Below are 18,121 nucleotides of genomic sequence, written 5' to 3'. Positions count from 1 at the left end.
AATTATTCCTGTGTCTTTTCCTGCTGACTCCGTGGGTATCGTTAGTCCACAAAAGTTTACTTTTGAAGAGCCCTTAGAGCTCGAATGCGGTCGTATTCTCCCTCGTTATGAACTGATGGTTGAAACCTATGGTGAGCTCAATGCAGATAAATCCAATGCGATTTTAATTTGCCATGCGCTATCGGGTCATCATCATGCTGCGGGTTATCATCATGCTGACGATAAAAAACCGGGTTGGTGGGATGCTTGTATTGGCCCAGGCAAAGCGATTGATACTTCAAAGTTTTTCGTGGTTGCACTGAACAATATTGGGGGCTGTAGCGGTTCAACAGGGCCAACTTCGCCAAACCCTGAAAATGATAACCGTCCTTATGGTCCTGACTTTCCTTTAGTCACCGTCCGTGACTGGGTTAAAACCCAAGCCATTTTATCCGATCATCTGGGCATTCGAGTCTGGAGTGCGGTGATTGGTGGTTCGCTGGGTGGTATGCAAGCCTTGCAATGGTCAGTTGATTATCCTGATCGTTTGCAAAAATGTGTGATTATTGCCAGTGCGCCGAAACTGTCTGCTCAGAATATTGCCTTTAACGAAGTCGCACGACAGTCAATTTTGTCTGATCCAGACTTCCATGATGGTCGCTATCTTGAAAATGACAGCTATCCAAAACGTGGCCTAATTTTGGCACGTATGGTCGGTCATATTACCTACCTGTCTGAAGAAGCCATGAAACAAAAATTTGGCCGCGACTTAAAGTCAGGCAAATTTATGTACGGTTTCGATGTCGAATTCCAAGTCGAAAGCTATTTGCGCTATCAAGGTGAACAATTTAGCCGTAACTTTGATGCCAACACTTATCTGATTATGACCAAAGCTTTGGATTATTTTGATCCTTCACGTGAGTATGAGCAGTCTTTAGTTAAAGCCATGTCACAGACCAAATGTCAGTTCCTTGTGGTGTCCTTTACCACCGACTGGCGTTTTACCCCGCAACGTTCACAAGAAATTGTGGATGCGTTGATCACCAACCACAAACCGGTGAGCTATTTAGATATCGACGCTGAACAAGGCCATGACTCATTCCTGTTCCCGATTCCTTTGTATGTAAAAGCATTACGTGCATTTTTGGGTGGTTCTGAACACCTTCAAGCAACTCAGGAGGCTGTGTAATGCGTATTGATCATCAACTGGCAGAAAAATGGATCAAACCTGATTCTAGCGTACTCGATTTAGGTTGTGGTGACGGTGAATTACTGGCCCATATGAGTAAAAAGCACAATATTCGCGCATATGGACTGGAAATTGATCAAGAAAAGATTGCAATTGCAGTCGGTCGCGGGTTAAATATTATCCAACAAGACTTAAACTTGGGTTTAAGCCGCTTTGCAGACCAGTCTTTTGACTATGTCGTTATGGCACAAGCCTTGCAAGCGGTAGATGCACCAGATGTTTTATTACGTGATATGGTGCGCGTAGGGAAACAGGCGATCATTACTTTTCCTAACTTTGCCCATTGGAAGACCCGTTCTTTCTTGGCACTGAAAGGAATGATGCCCGTTTCTGAAGCTTTGCCGTACATGTGGTATAACACACCCAATATCCACTTATGTACTTTCCGTGATTTTGAAGCACTTTGTGCGGAAAATAACATCAGAATTATTAATCGACTCGCTGTAAATGGGGATCAACAAGATAGTTTACTCAGTAAACGTCTCCCGAATTTGTTTGGTGAAGTCGCAATTTATCGAGTGAGCGCTCTATGAAAAAACTATTCTTAAGCACGACACTACTGGTTGGACTTTTGAGCATTCAGGCTCATGCAGATTATGTTTCCCCAACCACTTCTGTTGCGAGTCAAGCTGCACAATATTCTGTTATGGATATCAATAGCTTAATTAAAGCGGCAAAAGCAGGTCAGCCTGCTGCGCAGTTCTATCTTGCAACCAAGTATCAACAAGGTAAAGACATCTCTGCAGATGAACGACAGGCCTTTGCTTGGTACAAAGCAGCTGCAGATCAAGGTCTTTCGGCAGCTCAGCTAAATGTTGGCCGTATGCTTGCAGATGGCCTAGGCACTAAAAAAGATGAATCTTTAGCACGTCAATACTTTGAAAAAGCAGCCAGCCGTGGTGATAACCGCGCAAGCTTTAATTTAGCAATGATGGAAGAACAAAAGAAAAACTACATGGGTGCTTATCAATGGTATGAGCTTTCAACTCGTGATGGCATGCTCGACAATAAAGTGATTACACTTTCTGAAGGCAAGAAAACAGCCTTGGCGGCAAACTTAACACAAGATCAAATTCGTCAAGCACGTGACCGTGCAGATAAATGGATTCAAGCTCAATAAGCTGAATGTTAAAGATAGAAGAGCCGACTTGTGATAGTCGGTTTTTTATATCAAAGATAACTAAAACTTTTTGATATTATGATTGATTACTCTTATTTAGATACACTGATTAACGATTGTGAAATAGCAAAGCAATCAAAACCTATAAACACCTATATTTATTCAAGTAATGAAGATCTAGAAACCTTTTTCATTCTTCACAGAAAAGAGCTAATACAAGAAGATATTTTTGCAATTTATATTATTAAAGAAATCAATGGTAATTCAGAAGAAACGCGTTTCAAATTCGAACAGTTTAAACATAATAAAGAAATAGCTTGCCCAAAACTCAACCACAACCCTTCTGATGTTTTGTATGTAGGTTCTTCCTCGAAGAACGTGATAAACCGCTTAAAACAGCATATTTTAGGTGCTCATAGTAAAACCTACGCTTTAAGATTGGTAAACTGGTTTCAAGGCGAATACGAAATTGAAATTCGAACATATAAAGTCGCTTCAAATATATTACAGCTAATTGAAGACAATTTATCTCATAACTTACATCCAGCATTTGGAAAAACAGGAGGAAATAATAAATAGTTTGAAATAGAACAAAATGTAAATTTAAAGAATTATTCTCCTAATGAGTCCTAAACATAACGACTCAACACTATCCTATTCTAATGAAAAACCCTAAAATCCAACTTAATCTATGCTAGTTTCAAAAACAGATATGTCTACACAAAATTGGTTATCCCAAGGCACGTTAGTCCTCGCAAGCAATAACAAAGGTAAAATTGCGGAATTTGAAAAATTATTTGCAGAACTCAACTTACCTGTTGAAGTGATTGCTCAAGGTAAATTGAATATTGAAGATGCCATTGAAGATGGTCTGAGCTTTGTCGAAAATGCGATTATTAAAGCACGTCATGCTTCTAAAATTTCAGGAAAACCAGCCATTGCAGATGACTCTGGGATTTGCATCCCTATTTTAGATGGTGCACCGGGGATTTACTCTGCGCGTTATGCAGGTGAACACGGCGATGATGCTGCCAATAACCAAAAATTATTAGCTGAACTCAAGCCCCTGCGTAAAGACGGTCAATCGATTGAAGGCATGTTTGTATGCGTTTTAGCGTTAGTACAACATGCCGATGATCCTCTTCCGCAAATTTTTCAAGGTATTTGGAAAGGTGAAGTACTGGAGGCTGCACGTGGTGAAAATGGTTTTGGTTATGACCCGCTATTCTGGTTACCCGAGCTAGGGCTTTCAAGTGCAGAAATGAGCAAAGAAGAAAAAAATAAAATCAGCCATCGTGGTCAGGCGATGCAACTGTTTAAAGCCAGTTTATAATAATAAAAATTGAAATGCGCAATGTCTTCTCCCTTTGGGGAGAATGGTGGCGAAAGATTTTCGATACTCCCCTCTATCGCCCTTGCGCAGCACTACACATCTCCAGCTAAAAGTGAGTGCTTAGATCACAGCAAATACATGCAGCAATAAACCATAGATACTCACCACGACACAGCTGATGATTGTACCTGAAGCAATGTATTTTGCCGACGTGCCTGTACCCTGATAATACGTTTCCAAAGCCACAATATTGGCTGCTGGCGGTAAACAAAATAATAAGAACATGACCCCAATATATTGTTCAATATTAGGAATAGCGAGATAACGATAACTCAGCCCGCACAACACCGCGCCACATGCTAATTTTAACAAAGCAGTCTGACTACTTTCCCACAGGTCCGCTTTCTCAACTTTGGTGTGCCTCAACCACATGCCCAATACACACATGCCAGAGAAGCTCATACCAAATTTGGCTGCACTATAAACCACATCAATCAGATCATGCTGTGACCAATGTTGCACCCCAACGGAACGAAAAATAACAGCCAGAATCAAAGCAATCATGGGTGGAGCACAGAGCACTTTTTTTAAAATAAATGAAAAAGGTAACGGTGTTTGGCTCACAGCCGTAACTGCCCAGAGATTGCCAAAAATAGAGCCACCGATGTATAGCGCCACCATTGCTGGACTAATTTTTGTGCCAAACAACGCAATCGCAAAAGGAAAGCCTAGCCATGCCATATTGACATAACTAAAACATAGGGCGCTTAATTTATTCTCTGAAAAATAGAGGAAAAAGTAAAATAAGAGCACTGCCACTACAAAACTGAATAACATCAGACTAAAGCTACCAGCCTGATAAAACACCATGTTGTAGACAATAACAATCGGAATAAAGCAACGTGCTAAAAGACTTGAAAAGCCTGTTTTCAACCGTGTTGCCAATGGGGTGGATGCAAGCAATAAACCACTAAGAAAGGCCAACAGAGGGAGCAGCAAAGTCACTTCAATATCCTTGAAATTTCACCGAATCATCATAACACTGCTTTTTCTCAAAATCAGTGCGAAGCGATCGTTTTGTCTTGAAATTGAAACATCATCGTCACCGCAATGTCACACAAGCCTGTTGATATAGGGAAAACGAAAAATGATGAGGATCTACCCATGGCGGGACTATCAATTTGGCACGTACTGATTTTTGCAATTGTGGTTATTCTTCTTTTTGGTACAGCCAAACTTAAGAACTTAGGTAAAGATGTCGGCGGTGCCGTGAAAGACTTTAAAAAATCAATCCGTGATGAGGACGCTGAAGCAGCTCAACTCAATGAACCACGCACCTTAGAACATCAAAATAGCAACACAAGCAACTCAACCGTCAAACATTAAGTCATTGGAGTTTTGCGATGCTCAATATCGGCATGACAGAGCTTTTGGTGTTTGGCATTATCGCACTATTGGTTCTTGGACCAGAGAAATTACCTGAAGCAGCGCGCTTTGCGGGCAAGTGGTATGGCAAAGTCAAACGCATGGTCAGTAATGTGCAAAATGACATTGACCGTGAGCTACGGATGTCTGAATTACGTGAACAAATGCAAAATGAAATGAAGCGAATTCAGGAGCTTGAACAAAAGATGCAAGCTCAAATGCAACACATACAACAACAAAATATTTTGGCAAATGAAAAGCACCAAGAAACTGCCATACTCGATAATAAAAATATCTCCCATACTTATCAGTATGTGAATCAAAAGGCACCTGTATTACTGACACTTCAACCTATGAAACAAAAGTCATCTGTAGATTCGGTACCTTATTTAGGCTGTGTTCAAAATAGCTTTGAACCGATGCGGGAGGCTGTATGAAATCTAACAACTTAAGCCCTGTAGTGACTCGAGATTCAGAGCAACTGCTGCTTGAAGAAATGCCGATTACTAAGCACTTGATCATCTTAAGAGGTCATTTATTTAAAATCGTCGGTTTAATTCTCATTTTGTTTTTTTGTTTATTGCCTTTTGCCAATCATAGCTACCAAATGCTATCTGAACCCTTACGAGCACAACTTCCAGTTAGCTCATCTATGATTGCAACGGATGTTACTGCCACCTTCATGGCACCATTTAAACTGAACTTTTTTGTGGCTCTCATGCTGGCCATGCCTTTTATCATTTATCAGCTTTGGGCTTTTGTAAAACCTGCGCTATACGAAAAAGAAAAATCGCTCGCAACGCCTCTTTTGATTGGTAGTATTGCTTTGTTTTATGCTGGTGTGGCTTTCGCTTATTTCATTGCACTGCCATCCATTTTGCACTTTTTTATCAGTGTTTCCCCTGACACTGTGGCCCCAATGACAGACATCAACAGCTATCTCAGCTTCTGTCTAAAACTATTTTTGGTTTTTGGCTTAACATTTGAAATTCCTATTGTTACCTTGATACTCATCTTGATTGGGGTGGTGAGCACACAACAATTGGTTGAAAAACGAAAATTCATTATTGTCGGCTGTTTTTTTGTTGCAATGTTTGTGACTCCACCTGATGCTCTTTCGATGATTATGCTCGCGATACCGATGTGGCTTTTATTTGAGATTGGTCTCTTTTTTGGAAAATTGATTGAAAAAAAGCGAGCTGCTGAAGCTTAAGCTCCCCGATTGAAAACAATGAGCAGGCAAAATTGCCTGCTTTTTTTATGGCTAAATGTGCTACCGATCATTTCATGTTTTTGACATATAAACTTCACCACGCGGTCATATTGACGCTTTACCTTGTTTGTAACTTTCTAAAAACGACCAAGCAAAGACGCTAGGAAAAGACATGACATATCAAACGCCTTATCACGAAGATCAAGAACTCGATAACAACAACTCAAGCAATATGCATTTTCGCGATATTTTAGAAAAACACATTTCACGCCGTAGCTTAATTAAGAAAACAACAAGTGGAGCTGCTGCATTAGCATTAGCATCAAGCTTAACAGCCTGTGGAGATGATGATAATTCTACAAACAATGAAACAACTCCTCCAACCGATCAAAATGTACGACCACAGAAATTAACATTTACCCCAGTAGATAAAAATTTAAATGACTGGGTTACAGTGCCTGAAGGCTATACAGCAACTGTACTCTATGCAATGGGCGATTCGATTAACCCAGCATATGCAGCATGGGATGATCAAAATGTCCCTTCTGGTCCGAGTTTCCAATTCCGTTCAGGCGATTGCCATGATGGTATGAGTTTTTTTGGTTTAAACAACTCAACTGGCCGTTATGATTCGACTTCGTCAGAACAAGGTCTTTTGGTGATGAATCATGAATACATCAATCCGACATTCCTACATCCTAAAGGGCCAACTAAACCCAATGGCCGACGTCCTGAAGATGAAGTAATCCGCGAAGTTAATGCACATGGGGTTTCTGTCGTTCATATCAAGAAAGATAAGACGAATCAGAAAGTTGAAATTGTACAAAATTCTATTTTCAATCGTCGTATTACAGGCTCAACAATCATGGACTTTAATGGTCCAGTTACAGGTCACCCCTTACTCGCAACACAATATTCACCTGTGGGTCTCAAAACTCGCGGCACACACAACAACTGTGGTAATGGCTATACACCTTGGGGTACATATTTAACCACAGAAGAGAATTTTATCGGATATTTTAAACGTTCAGGTACCGATGAATATGCAGGTCGCTCGGACAAAGAAAAAATTGCACTCAAACGCTACGGTTTAGGTTTAAGCATCGATTATCTTTACGAAAAAAATGTAGATGGCACACCTAAAAAAGATGAGAAAGGGCAAATTATTTATATTCTTGATGGTTCAGGAAATAAAATTCCGAATAAAGATGCGCAAAACCGTACTGCTTATTTGGATACAAACTCGCGCTATGCTTGGGAAACAGCCATTGGTGCAGTTGAATCACAAGATTTATATGATCGCTGGGATGCTTCCATTAAAGGTGTAACGACTGCACAAGATTTCCGTAATGGTCCGAACACCTTTGGCTGGATTGTTGAAATTGACCCATTTGATGGTCGTCAAAATCCTGTGAAACGTACTGCACTAGGACGTTTTGCACATGAGGACTGTCGAGCAAGCCGTGCGATTGAAGGTCAACCATTTGCCTTCTACATGGGAGATGACTCTCGTGGCGAATACATTTATAAATTTGTCTCGGATGCAACTTGGGACCCAAAAGACGTTAACACGGGTTACCGAGCAGGTGACAAATACATGAACAATGGCAAGTTCTATGTGGCTCAATTTAATGATGACGGTACAGGACAATGGGTTGAATTAGCTTATGGGAAAAATGGCTTAAATGAACAAAACGTCATTTATCCATTTAACTCCCAAGCTGAAGTGCTCACATTTGCTCGTTTAGCAGGTGATACCGTCGGTGCAACTAAAATGGATCGTCCAGAATGGGTCGCAGTTAACCCAGAAAATGGCGAAGTCTATGTTACGCTGACCAACAACTCAAACCGTGGTACAGCATATACCACCGATGCAGCGAATCCACGTAACTATAGCGACCCAGAAGGCGGTAAAGGCAATGTCAACGGTCATATCATTCGCTTCAAAGAGGAAAACTCAGCGGCAGAGACCTTTGAATGGGATATTTACTTATTTGGTGCTGAAGCTGCGATGGCAGAAAACATTAACCTCTCAGGTTTAAATGATAACAACGACCTGTCATCGCCAGATGGGATGTGGTTTGACCCACGGGGCGTGCTGTGGATTCAAACCGATGATGGCGCTTATACAGACACAACCAACTGTATGATGCTTGCAGCCTTACCGGGTCAAGTGGGTGATGGTGGCGTTACAACAACTTCTAGTAACCAGACCACCCTTATGGGAGCTAAAGTCACAGATGAATACTTACGTCGCTTCTTAACAGGCCCTGCAGAATGTGAAATTACAGGAGTGACCATGACGCCTGACCACAAAGCCATTTTCATTAATGTGCAACATCCGGGTGAAGACTCTAAGAGCTACGATGCGCCAACCAGTCACTGGCCTGCAAGCCAAACAGATCGTGCAAATAAAACGGCTCGTCCTCGTTCAGCAACAGTGGTTATTACACGTAATGATGGCGGTGTGATCGCAGGTTAAGCAAAAAAACGTAGTAAATGCCGACTTATGTCGGCATCTTTTATGGTTTAAAGAATACCGCCTGTTCCGTGATTTTTCCTTTGAACTCACCCTGCTGCTGCTTTTCCAGCCAAGACCATTGTTCATGGGTCATGCGCAGGAAGTTAGAACAGCGTGTCCCATAAATAGGGCTTTGAATAAAGGTCGAAGACAATAACTCTTCCATATCCTGACTAATGCCAGTTTGCGGCAATAAGTCTGTAATAATCTTGCGCTCATCCTCCAAAATATTCCAAGCTGTCGTCTCTAATTCGCTTTGTAAGATGTTGGATTGTTGCAACATCGGTAAGAACTCTTGGGTAAAGCGCTTACGTAAATGTTTGGTTTTTTCCCAATGTTCCGTCATCAAACCATTCGACACCACATACACGCCTTTCGGAAGAACCTGTGGTGCTTCACCACGATTGCTCATATAGACCGCCTGATGCCGATCCCCCATAAAAAGATTAAAGCCCGCATAGTCACATTGTTTTTTCTCTAAGTCTTGAGCAAAACGAATCGGGGTTTGTTCAGACTCTAAAAAGGATTGAATCAAATGTCCACGAGACGTTGGATAGCTAGTTTGATCCTTTCCATCGCGAAAGTTGGTTAAAACGGCCCAACGTCCTGTTGGCGTTATACCCATCCATGTGCCGCCAGACTGCAAATCTTGCCCTGCAATAATCGGACTATTTTCCCATTGCTTTAAATGGCTCGAAGGGCGCTGATAGAACTCATCTCGATTTGAAATCAAACACAATGGCATCTCATCCAAGACCTGCCATGCTATTGCCACAATACACATAAACGATACTCATCATCTTTACACATTGAATGTACAACATTTTTCATCTCTTTCAGCTAAAATCTGTTCAAAACATAATGACTAGGAATATGCATGCTGACCTATCCAAATATTGACCCCGTCGCAATAGCACTTGGCCCTTTACAAGTTCATTGGTACGGACTGATGTATTTATTGGCCTTTTTGTTTGCTTGGGGACTTGCAAGCTACCGCGCGAAAGAACGAGGTTGGACACCGGACATGGTCTCCGATTTGATCTTTTATGGCGCTCTAGGTGTGGTTATTGGTGGTCGTGTCGGTTACGTCTTCTTTTATGGCTTTGAGCAATTCCTTGCCAACCCTATTTGGCTATTCCAAGTCTGGACAGGCGGAATGAGTTTCCACGGCGGCTTCTTGGGTGTAATGCTTGCCATGCTGTTCTGGTGCAAGAAATACAAAATGACTTGGTTCCAAACCCTCGACTTTATTGCACCATGTGTCCCTACAGGGCTCATGTTTGGTCGTATTGGTAACTTCATTGGCGGAGAGCTTTACGGTCGCCCAGTTGCAGACCCAAACTTTGCACTGGGTATGATTTTCCCAACTGACCCGCTACAGCTGATTCGCCATCCTTCTCAGCTCTATCAAGCCTTTTTTGAAGGATTACTGTTGTTCATCGTGCTGTGGTGGTTCAGTTCAAAGCCACGTCCTCGTATGGCAGTTTCAGCGTTATTCCTGATCGGTTATGGTATGGCCCGCTTCATCGTCGAGTTCTTCCGTGAGCCTGACAACGGACAGCTGTTCATCGCATGGATGAGTAAAGGCCAATTCCTCAGTCTGCCAATGATTTTGGTCGGTGCGTGGATGATGTGGTATGCCTATCAAAAGAAAATCTATGATTGGGGTCCACAAAAAAATAATGGCTAATCCGATGAGCGGATTAAATATTGGGGGCATCATTGCTCCCTTTTTTAGGACCAAATTATGCTAAAGTGACATATGTTTGGTTTTTAAATACATCACTCCCATGCTCGAATTTTGGTTTAATCCCTCAATTTCTATTCTTAAAAAATTACTTATTTTTATCGCAATTGCTGTTGTAACAGGTGTGTTGTATTGGATGGAACCCCTGAGCCTCAATGCCATTTTAATGTTCTTGGGTACTGGGATTGTTTTTCTGATTTGTCGTTACTGCAAAATTCATTTTGCGGCCAAGAACCCTACAGGCTTTCTATATCGTCTACTGACTTGGATTCCTATTGCCCTACTCTTGGCGCTGATTTTTATGAATATTAAAGATGGTGAGCTGCTGATTCCAGGTGCACAAGGGATTGGTTTTATGGCGCTGGGGATTTGCCTATTTTCCCCCCTATCTCTTTTGCATAACAATACTCAGCCTGAGTCCAAATAAACCATGTTGAACTTTTGGTATTCTGAACGCTGTAGCCGTCAAATTAAACTCATCGTTTGTATTGCCACTTGCGTGATGATTTTTATGGCAGCACAAGTTCAACAGCTTGGCACAATCTTTATTGGTTTGAGTCTAGTGATTGGCATTGCAACGCATCTGCTACGTGGTGTGCAATTGAAGATTGCTCAGGACAATCCGTATCGGGAAGGCTTTTCGCGTTTGGTTATTTTTCTGCCCCTAATTGCCCTGATTTGTTTGCTGGGCTATCTACCCGCGCAAGATAAAATTGCGCTGGCGCTTCAGTGTATCGGCTTTAGTGGGATTGGTTTATTTTTAGTATCGATTCACGCACAACGTGAAAAAAGAATTTAATCGGGATGCGGAGTTGCTCTACATCCCGTCAACATCTGCTTAATCCATTCTATAATAGCTGTAGTTCACATTTTGGTTACGGTAAACCGCATAACCACTTTGTTTAAAATCAGAAACCCAACCATTGCCTGAATAAGCGGCAATATGTCCATAACGGTTTTTTGCAGTACGGTCGATAATATAAATATCGCCTTTTTTAGGCTGATCAAAAGACAAATTGATTTTACGATAACCAATGCTGGTTAAGGTCTTACCCCAATCTGCCGCAGCGACAGGATGGCTCTTGAAGCGTGCACCCGCAGACTCTAAGCCAATGCGAATACTTTTAGCACATTTTTGGGTGCTGGTTTGACGGGTAATATTTCTTAAAAAGCCTGTAAATTTTTCAATATCCACACGCTGATGGTTACTAATAGCCCTTTCTCGTGCCTGCTTCGAGCTTAAAATATCCGAAGCGGTAACATTTCGCTCTGACTGAGAACGTATTATGATATTGGTTTGCGCAGGCACATAGACGTCATTCATATTTACGTTTTGATCATAAGGCATACTAAAACCAACTCTCCTCCCAATCATTAGGGGTGTGCAACTTTTCGAGTTCGAAATACTAACCGCTCAGCATTGAACTTTCATGTCGTAAATGTAATATTTTTTTTCAAAATAAAACACAACCTTTCTAAAGTTTTCTTTTCTCTGTACTTTTTTAAACTTAAATTAACTAAAAAAATTTACCCCTTACCTAAGTCCTTTTTCGGCTTAAGCTCAAATGTTTCACCATCGGCTAACGAAGTCCTTAAATATGGAATGGATTGCCCATCTAAACGGCTGCTTATTTAGATCCAATTCAACTCAATTATTTCAGTTTAAATCCTGTACAAAACCACTTTACAAGCACCGAAAATAAATAAAAATAGTCCCGACAACAGAAAATTGAAGCATAAAAAACAGTGGGCAATGCGGCTAAGCCCTATGCTGCCAAAGTTCCATCCTTGCTAAAAAACAGCTAGAATGCGCATAAGCAATCACCCCCAACATATGAGAGAAATATGCGTCAATATTTGGCCCTTTTACAACACATCCTCGACAACGGTGGCGACAAAGGCGACCGTACTGGTACAGGAACGCGGTCTGTCTTTGGTCATCAAATGCGCTTTGATCTTTCTCAAGGCTTCCCTTTATTAACCACTAAAAAAGTTCACTTTCGTTCAATCGTGATTGAACTGTTGTGGTTCTTAAAAGGCGACACCAATGTGCAATATTTACAGGGCAACAAAGTCAGTATTTGGGATGAATGGTCAACCGCAGAACAAACTGCGCGTTTTGGTCGCCCAGAAGGTGAACTGGGGCCGGTGTATGGACATCAATGGCGTAATTTCGGTGCAACCAAAAAAGCCGATGGTTTGTATGAAAATGATGGTTTTGACCAAATTGCTTGGTTAGTCAATGAAATTAAAACCAATCCGAACTCACGCCGTCTGATTGTATCGGGTTGGAATCCACAAGAAGCTGGGCAAGTTGCTCTTCCTCCGTGCCACACTCTATTCCAGTTCTTTGTCCATAACGGCAAACTGTCTTGTCAGCTCTATCAGCGCAGTGCCGATGTATTTTTAGGTGTGCCTTTTAATATTGCCAGTTATGCGCTACTCACCCATATGATCGCGCAAGTCTGCGGTTTAGGCGTGGGTGACTTTGTCTGGACGGGTGGTGATACGCATTTATATGCCAACCATTTTGAGCAAGCAAAGCTTCAGTTAAGCCGTGAACCTTTAGGGCTGTGCCAACTGAAACTCAATCCAGCGGTTAAAGATATTTTCGACTTTAAATTTGAAGATATCGAAATCGTGGGTTATGAATCACATCCCGGGATTAAAGCACCTGTTGCTGTTTAAAGTAGATCAAGTCCAATTCAATCTCGCATTGAATCAGCGGGATTAAGGTTTACTAATAGATATTCTTCCTCTCCTTGAGGAAGAGTAAGAAATATGACCCAACATTTGAGCGCGTTATGGCCTTTCAAAACTTAGAAGTTGTACATGTAGTGGCAATGGATCAGCAACGCTGTATAGGTAAAGGCAATGACCTACCTTGGCATATTTCAGCCGATCTAAAACACTTCAAAGCCATCACCCAAGGTGGTGTAGTCATCATGGGCCGTAAAACGCTGGAATCGATGGGCCGTACATTACCCAAGCGTGTCAATTGGGTCATTACTCGCGACACTTCTTGGGCTTTTGACGGTACAAAGGTGGCTTACAGCATCGAAGAAGCTTTAGCGCAAGCTGTTGCCGATGTTCAAGCTTCAGAAAAACCTGACAGTATTTTTATCATTGGTGGCGGTGAAATTTTTAAACAGACCATCGACATTGCGGACCGTTTAGAACTCACGCATGTTGAACTCGATGTGCAAGGTGATGCGCATTACCCTGCCATTCCAGCAGCATTTAAAAAAGTGGCGTCAGAACAACATATTGATGACAAAACCGGAATTGCTTTTGAGTTCGCAACCTATCAAAAATAAAACATATTCTTTTTGCTAAAAGCACGATGCACAACATGATCAAAATAGAATTTTGGCGGACACTGGGCTTTGGGTTACTCCACACCCTGTTTAGTATTTTTGTCTTGTTCAGTTCAATTTGGCTGTGTTTTGCATTGTGGATTCAAGAGCCTTTGGGCTGGTTGGTCAGCCGTATTTTTATTGGGATCTGGATTGCTTTTGCGCTCAGCATTTTAGGCATCTATATCACCCAAAGCTTTTTTGGTCGTCGCCTCGATATCGTTCTTTATCTCCTTGGCTTTTTACTGGCTTTGTCTTGGTATTTTAGTTTAGATGCTCGCCAAGACCGCGACTGGCAACCTGAAGTAGCAAAAATCTTGCATTATGAAAAACAAGGCGACCATGTCACCCTTCATAATGTCCGCAATTTCACATGGCACCCTGACGGCTCCTATACTGAACATTGGGATACCCGCTCTTTCAATCTGAATCAAATCACTGGGGTCAATATCATTACCTCATACTGGATGGGGCCGCAAATTGCACATACTTTGGTCAGTTTTGATTTTGCCAATACCGCACCGCTGACCTTTTCCATTGAAATTCGCAAAGAGAAAAATGAAGAATTTTCAGCGATTGGTGGTTTTTTTAGAAAATATGAGCTGAGTTTAGTGGCCTCAGATGAGCATGATATTGTGTATACCCGCAGCAATATTCGTCATGAACAAGTCTATTTCTTTCCTGTTCGCCTCGGACAGGCTGAAAGTAAAGCACTGTTTATAGAGTATTTACATAAGGCAGACGAGCTCGCCAAGCATCCTAAGTGGTATAACACCCTCACCAGTAATTGCACCACCTTGGTGTTTGATATGGTTCAAGCCGTTTCACATGACGCTTTACCAACCGACTATCGTATTTTAGCTTCAGGTTATTTGCCGAATTATTTGTATAATTTAGGCGCGATTAGCCCACAGTGGGATATGAAAACATGGTATCAAAAAGCCTATATCAACCCACGTGTAAGCAAAGAAACAGAGTTAACCAGTCGTGAGTATTCACAGCTCATTCGTCAGGGCCTACCCGTTGACCAAACTCGCTAAGGTCTGCAACGAAAAGCTGCAAGTTAAAACTGGCAATCAACGACAAAATTTGCTTTGATAGTTCAGATGATACATCACAATAAGAGTCTGATCCCATGTTAAAAAAACTGATTGCAAGCAGTCTTTTAGCGAGTAGCTTAATCATGACTGGCTGCCAAACGACACCACCTCCATCCGATACCATTGAAATGGCCAACGTTCAACAACTCCAGCAACGGACTTGGATTTTGACGCAAATGGGCAATACCGAAATTAAAACAGCACCCAATGAACGTAATATTCCAAGCCTTCAGTTTTCAGCTGATAACCGCATCAGTGGTGCAGATGGCTGTAACCGCATTATGGGCAGTTATACCGTCGGACGCGATACGCTCACCTTGAGCCAGCTCGCAACCACCCGAATGGCCTGTATCAATAACAGTGCTGTCCCGCAACAATTCCAAGAAGCGCTGGCAAAAGTGACGCATTACCAAGTATTTGGTAAAACTCTGAAACTGCTCGATCGACATGGTAATTTGCTGCTACAGTTTGGCTCTGCCATTCAACCACGTTAAATTGTTTCTATAAAAAGCCTGTAATCACAGGTTTTTTTAATCTGTAACAGACAACATTGTACTGAACCAATCTGCCCTTATATAAACAGATATAAACACAATTAGGATTTTAAAATGCAACAAGCACTCTTTGGTGGTGGATGTTTTTGGTGTGTAGAAGCGGTTTATTTAGAGCTTCAGGGCATACATAAAGTGACCAGTGGTTATGCAGGTGGAGATACCGATAACCCGACGTATGAAGATATTTGTCGTGGCGATACCAACCACGCCGAAGTTATTTTAGTTGATTTTGATGAAACTCAAATTAGCTATGCTCAGCTGCTCGATGTGTTTTTTGCCACTCATGATCCGACGACACTCAACCGTCAAGGCAATGATGTCGGCACCCAGTATCGTTCAGTCATTTACTATTTTAATGATGCGCAACGTGCTGACGCAGAACAAGCCATTGCCGACTTAAAAGCAGAAGGTCTCGATATTGTGACCGAACTCAGTCCTGTACCAACGTTCTATTCGGCTGAAAACTATCACCAAAACTTTTACGCTCGCAACCCATCTCAAGGCTATTGCAACTTTGCCATTCCGCCAAAACTGATGAAGCTGCGCTCTAAGTTTCAGGCTTTATTGAAAGACAGTAAATAACTCAATAATTCACCATAAAAAAAGCGACTTCAAGAGTCGCTTTTTTTTAACATCAACTTAGTTATCGCTTACGAAAGCAATATCCGCCAGTCCAGCTTCACTCGCACGAGACATGACTTGTGCGACCATATCGTAACGAGATTCTTTATCTGCACGAAGTTGAACCGTTGGCTTGGTTTCCAACTCACCCGCTTCATTAAAACGCGTTTGTAGTTCTTCCAAGCTAATCACTTGATTATCCCAAGCCACTTCGCCTTTTGCATTAATGCTCACCGTAATGGCTTTAGGTGGAGGATCTACAATATCAGCCGTCGTTTTTGGTAAAGTTAATGGAATTGATGGATTGGCAACGGTCGCTGTCACCAAGAAGATGATCATCAAAACCAGCATAATATCGATCAGCGGAATGAGGTTCATCTCATTCATGCCAGCATCGTTATCGTCACCCAATTGAAAAGCCATTAAGCTTGACCTCCAACTAAACCTTGTTGAGTCGCTTTACTTTCTACTGCAGCAGGTGCTGAGTCTTGTTGCAACATGGTATCAATGAGCAAGCCGTGTGCTTGGTCTTGAAGCTCATGTGCCAAAGTACGGTTTACACGTGCACAGATGTTATACGCTAACACCGCAGGAATCGCGACAGCCAAACCTAAACCCGTCATGATCAATGCTTCACCCACAGGAGTTGCAACTTGCGCTAAGCCTGCTTGACCACTTTTACCAACAGCAACAAGGGCATGGAAAATTCCCCATACTGTACCGAACAAACCAACGAACGGTGCAAGCGATGCAATCGTGCCTAGAACTGAAACACCTTTCTCAGCATTCGCTTTTTCAGCAGAAATTTGACGAAGGAGTGCTTGTTCTGCAACGGCTTTACGTTGTTCAAAGTTCAAGACAGCAAACTTTGATTTTAACTTAGCTAAAGCTTGTGAAAGTTGAGCATAAGCTTGTTGTTTCAATTGACGTGTACCCATGATACGTAAAACAAAGATGGTCCACGTTGCAATCGACATTGCCAACAAGATGAAATACAGTGTTTTACTGACTGCATCAGCATGTTGCCAATAAACTGAAAAGTTCATACTCGAACTCCTGATAAAGTTAGCGTTTTGTATTCAATTCTAAATCAAATGGTTGCTCAGCCCGAATTGGATAAGCCACACCATTTTCTTTATAAGGTTTAAATTTAGCGCCTTTGACAGCTCTTAAAATCCTTTCATCTAAAGCAGGCACACCACTTGAGCGCGTAATACGGGCATTCACAATCGACCCTTTTTCATTCGCCTCAATCAGCACCACAACTCGACGATTTTCGCCTTGTAAATCTTGATTACTATAAACTGGTTTTGGGGAGCGGCTCCATTGCACACCTGAACCACCAATCGACACCGACTTAGGTGAAGTATCAGCTGGTGCAGCCTGAGTAACAAGTTTCGCTTGCTCTGGTTGCACGACAGGTTTTTCGACTTTTTTCTCTGTAATCGTCGTGGTGACTGTCGGTTTTACTGGAGTTTCGGTTGGTTTAACAACCGGTTTAACCACTTCTGCTTTTTTAACTTGTTGAACCTTTTCTACCTTTTTCGGTGGGGTCGGTTGTGGTTTTTCCACAATCTTCACTTCCTTCGGCTTAGTCGGTTCCTTTTTCGGTTCTTCCTTCGGCTTAGGCGGTAGCGGTTTTGGTGGTTCTTGAATTTTAACGAAGCGAACCTTCAATGGTTCTTTTTCAATCGGTTTGAGTTCAGGAGCTTTCATGTGGTTCACTGCCCACAATACGCCCATATGGCCCACGACAACCGCGATCAAAGCAGCAAGAACTTTCTTTTTCATCGGGTTGGGAGTCTGCATAGGAGAAATAACTGTTGAACTCATTAAAATCGGTGACCTAATTTAAGCGAAGTGGCCACTGGGTTGGTTTCCACTATAACGCTTATCGGTTAGT

At 42.0% G+C, this 18,121-nt stretch carries 23 protein-coding genes; 17 read left to right on the top strand and 6 right to left on the bottom strand.

The genetic code is table 11. The annotated features are described in order from the left end of the window. Positions 1 to 10: 10 nt before the first annotated feature. From metX to rdgB, 5 genes are all read left to right on the top strand, one after another. Positions 11 to 1,168 (top strand): homoserine O-succinyltransferase MetX, encoded by a 1,158-nt coding sequence (metX, locus tag F946_RS03755; protein ID WP_004979041.1) that lies wholly within the window; start codon positions 11 to 13, stop codon positions 1,166 to 1,168. After that, positions 1,168 to 1,761 (top strand): methionine biosynthesis protein MetW, encoded by a 594-nt coding sequence (metW, locus tag F946_RS03750; RefSeq protein ID WP_004979039.1) that lies wholly within the window; start codon positions 1,168 to 1,170, stop codon positions 1,759 to 1,761. Before metX ends, metW begins: the two co-directional genes overlap by 1 nt. Further along, positions 1,758 to 2,348: a tetratricopeptide repeat protein gene (locus F946_RS03745; RefSeq protein WP_004692440.1), complete on the top strand. Its 591-nt coding sequence runs from the start codon at positions 1,758 to 1,760 to the stop codon at positions 2,346 to 2,348. Before metW ends, F946_RS03745 begins: the two co-directional genes overlap by 4 nt. 78 nt (positions 2,349 to 2,426) lie before the next feature. Then, positions 2,427 to 2,927, top strand: a complete 501-nt coding sequence (locus tag F946_RS03740) for a hypothetical protein (protein ID WP_004979036.1) — start codon at positions 2,427 to 2,429, stop codon at positions 2,925 to 2,927. A 133-nt stretch (positions 2,928 to 3,060) separates the two neighbouring features. After that, complete coding sequence (gene rdgB / locus F946_RS03735) at positions 3,061 to 3,681, top strand: RdgB/HAM1 family non-canonical purine NTP pyrophosphatase (RefSeq protein WP_035326407.1); 621 nt, start codon at positions 3,061 to 3,063, stop codon at positions 3,679 to 3,681. 120 nt (positions 3,682 to 3,801) lie between these two features. On the opposite strand, the gene F946_RS03730 is transcribed toward rdgB, so the two are convergent. Continuing rightward, positions 3,802 to 4,686: an AEC family transporter gene (locus F946_RS03730; RefSeq protein WP_004979032.1), complete on the bottom strand. Its 885-nt coding sequence runs from the start codon at positions 4,684 to 4,686 to the stop codon at positions 3,802 to 3,804. Positions 4,687 to 4,845: 159 nt separating this feature from the next. On the opposite strand from F946_RS03730, the gene tatA reads away from it, so the two are divergent. The 4 genes from tatA to F946_RS03710 all read left to right on the top strand — a co-directional run bounded on the left by tatA (position 4,846) and on the right by F946_RS03710 (position 8,801). After that, positions 4,846 to 5,067, top strand: a complete 222-nt coding sequence (gene tatA, locus F946_RS03725) for a Sec-independent protein translocase subunit TatA (RefSeq protein ID WP_004979030.1) — start codon at positions 4,846 to 4,848, stop codon at positions 5,065 to 5,067. 17 nt (positions 5,068 to 5,084) lie between these two features. Beyond that, a complete protein-coding gene (gene tatB / locus F946_RS03720; protein WP_004979029.1) occupies positions 5,085 to 5,543 on the top strand; it encodes a Sec-independent protein translocase protein TatB in 459 nt (152 codons plus the stop codon). After that, positions 5,540 to 6,319 (top strand): twin-arginine translocase subunit TatC, encoded by a 780-nt coding sequence (gene tatC / locus F946_RS03715; RefSeq protein WP_004979026.1) that lies wholly within the window; start codon positions 5,540 to 5,542, stop codon positions 6,317 to 6,319. The genes tatB and tatC overlap by 4 nt, the downstream gene beginning before the upstream one ends. Before the next feature lie 172 nt (positions 6,320 to 6,491). Beyond that, on the top strand, positions 6,492 to 8,801 hold the full coding sequence (locus tag F946_RS03710) for a PhoX family protein (protein ID WP_004979024.1): 2,310 nt from the start codon (positions 6,492 to 6,494) through the stop codon (positions 8,799 to 8,801). A gap of 40 nt (positions 8,802 to 8,841) precedes the next feature. On the opposite strand, the gene F946_RS03705 is transcribed toward F946_RS03710, so the two are convergent. Next, the gene (locus F946_RS03705) at positions 8,842 to 9,624 is read right to left on the bottom strand and encodes an NRDE family protein (protein ID WP_004979023.1); all 783 of its coding nucleotides are present in this window, start codon (positions 9,622 to 9,624) and stop codon (positions 8,842 to 8,844) included. 93 nt (positions 9,625 to 9,717) lie between these two features. On the opposite strand from F946_RS03705, the gene lgt reads away from it, so the two are divergent. The 3 genes from lgt (at position 9,718) to F946_RS03690 (ending at position 11,386) form a co-directional block, all read left to right on the top strand. Beyond that, complete coding sequence (gene lgt, locus F946_RS03700) at positions 9,718 to 10,530, top strand: prolipoprotein diacylglyceryl transferase (RefSeq protein WP_004979021.1); 813 nt, start codon at positions 9,718 to 9,720, stop codon at positions 10,528 to 10,530. A gap of 100 nt (positions 10,531 to 10,630) precedes the next feature. Next, positions 10,631 to 11,014, top strand: a complete 384-nt coding sequence (locus F946_RS03695) for an AzlD domain-containing protein (RefSeq protein WP_004979018.1) — start codon at positions 10,631 to 10,633, stop codon at positions 11,012 to 11,014. 3 nt (positions 11,015 to 11,017) lie between these two features. Continuing rightward, positions 11,018 to 11,386 carry a hypothetical protein gene (locus F946_RS03690; protein ID WP_004979017.1) on the top strand — a complete coding sequence of 123 codons (369 nt, stop codon included), beginning with the start codon at positions 11,018 to 11,020 and terminating at the stop codon, positions 11,384 to 11,386. 39 nt (positions 11,387 to 11,425) lie between these two features. Here F946_RS03690 and F946_RS03685 read toward each other — a convergent pair whose 3' ends face one another. Next, positions 11,426 to 11,935 carry a hypothetical protein gene (locus tag F946_RS03685; RefSeq protein WP_004979016.1) on the bottom strand — a complete coding sequence of 170 codons (510 nt, stop codon included), beginning with the start codon at positions 11,933 to 11,935 and terminating at the stop codon, positions 11,426 to 11,428. A 497-nt stretch (positions 11,936 to 12,432) separates the two neighbouring features. Between F946_RS03685 and thyA the strand changes: the two genes are divergently transcribed. The 5 genes from thyA (at position 12,433) to msrA (ending at position 16,179) form a co-directional block, all read left to right on the top strand. Continuing rightward, on the top strand, positions 12,433 to 13,275 hold the full coding sequence (thyA, locus tag F946_RS03680; protein ID WP_004979013.1) for a thymidylate synthase: 843 nt from the start codon (positions 12,433 to 12,435) through the stop codon (positions 13,273 to 13,275). A 116-nt stretch (positions 13,276 to 13,391) separates the two neighbouring features. Beyond that, the gene (locus tag F946_RS03675) at positions 13,392 to 13,904 is read left to right on the top strand and encodes a dihydrofolate reductase (RefSeq protein ID WP_004979012.1); all 513 of its coding nucleotides are present in this window, start codon (positions 13,392 to 13,394) and stop codon (positions 13,902 to 13,904) included. A gap of 26 nt (positions 13,905 to 13,930) precedes the next feature. Further along, positions 13,931 to 14,983 (top strand): Lnb N-terminal periplasmic domain-containing protein, encoded by a 1,053-nt coding sequence (locus tag F946_RS03670; RefSeq protein ID WP_035326376.1) that lies wholly within the window; start codon positions 13,931 to 13,933, stop codon positions 14,981 to 14,983. 95 nt (positions 14,984 to 15,078) lie between these two features. Continuing rightward, positions 15,079 to 15,537 carry an META domain-containing protein gene (locus tag F946_RS03665; protein ID WP_004979008.1) on the top strand — a complete coding sequence of 153 codons (459 nt, stop codon included), beginning with the start codon at positions 15,079 to 15,081 and terminating at the stop codon, positions 15,535 to 15,537. 114 nt (positions 15,538 to 15,651) lie between these two features. Further along, a complete protein-coding gene (gene msrA, locus F946_RS03660) occupies positions 15,652 to 16,179 on the top strand; it encodes a peptide-methionine (S)-S-oxide reductase MsrA (protein ID WP_004692472.1) in 528 nt (175 codons plus the stop codon). A 57-nt stretch (positions 16,180 to 16,236) separates the two neighbouring features. On the opposite strand, the gene F946_RS03655 is transcribed toward msrA, so the two are convergent. From F946_RS03655 to F946_RS03645, 3 genes are read right to left on the bottom strand one after another with little or no spacing between them, the layout of a single operon-like run. Beyond that, positions 16,237 to 16,641: an ExbD/TolR family protein gene (locus tag F946_RS03655; protein WP_004692473.1), complete on the bottom strand. Its 405-nt coding sequence runs from the start codon at positions 16,639 to 16,641 to the stop codon at positions 16,237 to 16,239. Beyond that, entirely contained in the window at positions 16,641 to 17,264 is a 624-nt protein-coding gene (locus F946_RS03650; protein ID WP_004692475.1) for a MotA/TolQ/ExbB proton channel family protein, read from the bottom strand. Before F946_RS03650 ends, F946_RS03655 begins: the two co-directional genes overlap by 1 nt. 19 nt (positions 17,265 to 17,283) lie before the next feature. After that, positions 17,284 to 18,051, bottom strand: coding sequence for an energy transducer TonB (locus F946_RS03645; protein WP_004979003.1), 768 nt, complete (start codon positions 18,049 to 18,051; stop codon positions 17,284 to 17,286). Positions 18,052 to 18,121: the final 70 nt, after the last annotated feature.

Origin of the sequence: Acinetobacter johnsonii ANC 3681 (assembly GCF_000368805.1) — a bacterium.
Lineage (GTDB): Bacteria > Pseudomonadota > Gammaproteobacteria > Pseudomonadales > Moraxellaceae > Acinetobacter > Acinetobacter johnsonii.
Note: the sequence above shows the minus strand (reverse complement) of the source record. Positions and strands in the feature narration are given on the sequence as shown.

Excerpts from the sequence above, each read along its gene's own strand:
- thyA (WP_004979013.1), top strand. The coding sequence starts at position 12,433 with ATGCGTCAATATTTGGCCCTTTTACAACACATCCTCGACAACGGTGGC.
- lgt (WP_004979021.1), top strand. The coding sequence starts at position 9,718 with ATGCTGACCTATCCAAATATTGACCCCGTCGCAATAGCACTTGGCCCT.
- F946_RS03670 (WP_035326376.1), top strand. The coding sequence starts at position 13,931 with ATGCACAACATGATCAAAATAGAATTTTGGCGGACACTGGGCTTTGGG.
- tatA (WP_004979030.1), top strand. The coding sequence starts at position 4,846 with ATGGCGGGACTATCAATTTGGCACGTACTGATTTTTGCAATTGTGGTT.
- F946_RS03685 (WP_004979016.1), bottom strand. The coding sequence starts at position 11,935 with ATGCCTTATGATCAAAACGTAAATATGAATGACGTCTATGTGCCTGCG.
- F946_RS03710 (WP_004979024.1), top strand. The coding sequence starts at position 6,492 with ATGACATATCAAACGCCTTATCACGAAGATCAAGAACTCGATAACAAC.
- F946_RS03655 (WP_004692473.1), bottom strand. The coding sequence starts at position 16,641 with ATGGCTTTTCAATTGGGTGACGATAACGATGCTGGCATGAATGAGATG.
- tatB (WP_004979029.1), top strand. The coding sequence starts at position 5,085 with ATGCTCAATATCGGCATGACAGAGCTTTTGGTGTTTGGCATTATCGCA.
- msrA (WP_004692472.1), top strand. The coding sequence starts at position 15,652 with ATGCAACAAGCACTCTTTGGTGGTGGATGTTTTTGGTGTGTAGAAGCG.
- tatC (WP_004979026.1), top strand. The coding sequence starts at position 5,540 with ATGAAATCTAACAACTTAAGCCCTGTAGTGACTCGAGATTCAGAGCAA.
- metW (WP_004979039.1), top strand. The coding sequence starts at position 1,168 with ATGCGTATTGATCATCAACTGGCAGAAAAATGGATCAAACCTGATTCT.
- F946_RS03675 (WP_004979012.1), top strand. The coding sequence starts at position 13,392 with ATGGCCTTTCAAAACTTAGAAGTTGTACATGTAGTGGCAATGGATCAG.
- F946_RS03740 (WP_004979036.1), top strand. The coding sequence starts at position 2,427 with ATGATTGATTACTCTTATTTAGATACACTGATTAACGATTGTGAAATA.
- F946_RS03695 (WP_004979018.1), top strand. The coding sequence starts at position 10,631 with ATGCTCGAATTTTGGTTTAATCCCTCAATTTCTATTCTTAAAAAATTA.
- rdgB (WP_035326407.1), top strand. The coding sequence starts at position 3,061 with ATGTCTACACAAAATTGGTTATCCCAAGGCACGTTAGTCCTCGCAAGC.
- F946_RS03650 (WP_004692475.1), bottom strand. The coding sequence starts at position 17,264 with ATGAACTTTTCAGTTTATTGGCAACATGCTGATGCAGTCAGTAAAACA.
- F946_RS03705 (WP_004979023.1), bottom strand. The coding sequence starts at position 9,624 with ATGTGTATTGTGGCAATAGCATGGCAGGTCTTGGATGAGATGCCATTG.
- F946_RS03645 (WP_004979003.1), bottom strand. The coding sequence starts at position 18,051 with ATGAGTTCAACAGTTATTTCTCCTATGCAGACTCCCAACCCGATGAAA.
- F946_RS03745 (WP_004692440.1), top strand. The coding sequence starts at position 1,758 with ATGAAAAAACTATTCTTAAGCACGACACTACTGGTTGGACTTTTGAGC.
- F946_RS03665 (WP_004979008.1), top strand. The coding sequence starts at position 15,079 with ATGTTAAAAAAACTGATTGCAAGCAGTCTTTTAGCGAGTAGCTTAATC.
- F946_RS03690 (WP_004979017.1), top strand. The coding sequence starts at position 11,018 with ATGTTGAACTTTTGGTATTCTGAACGCTGTAGCCGTCAAATTAAACTC.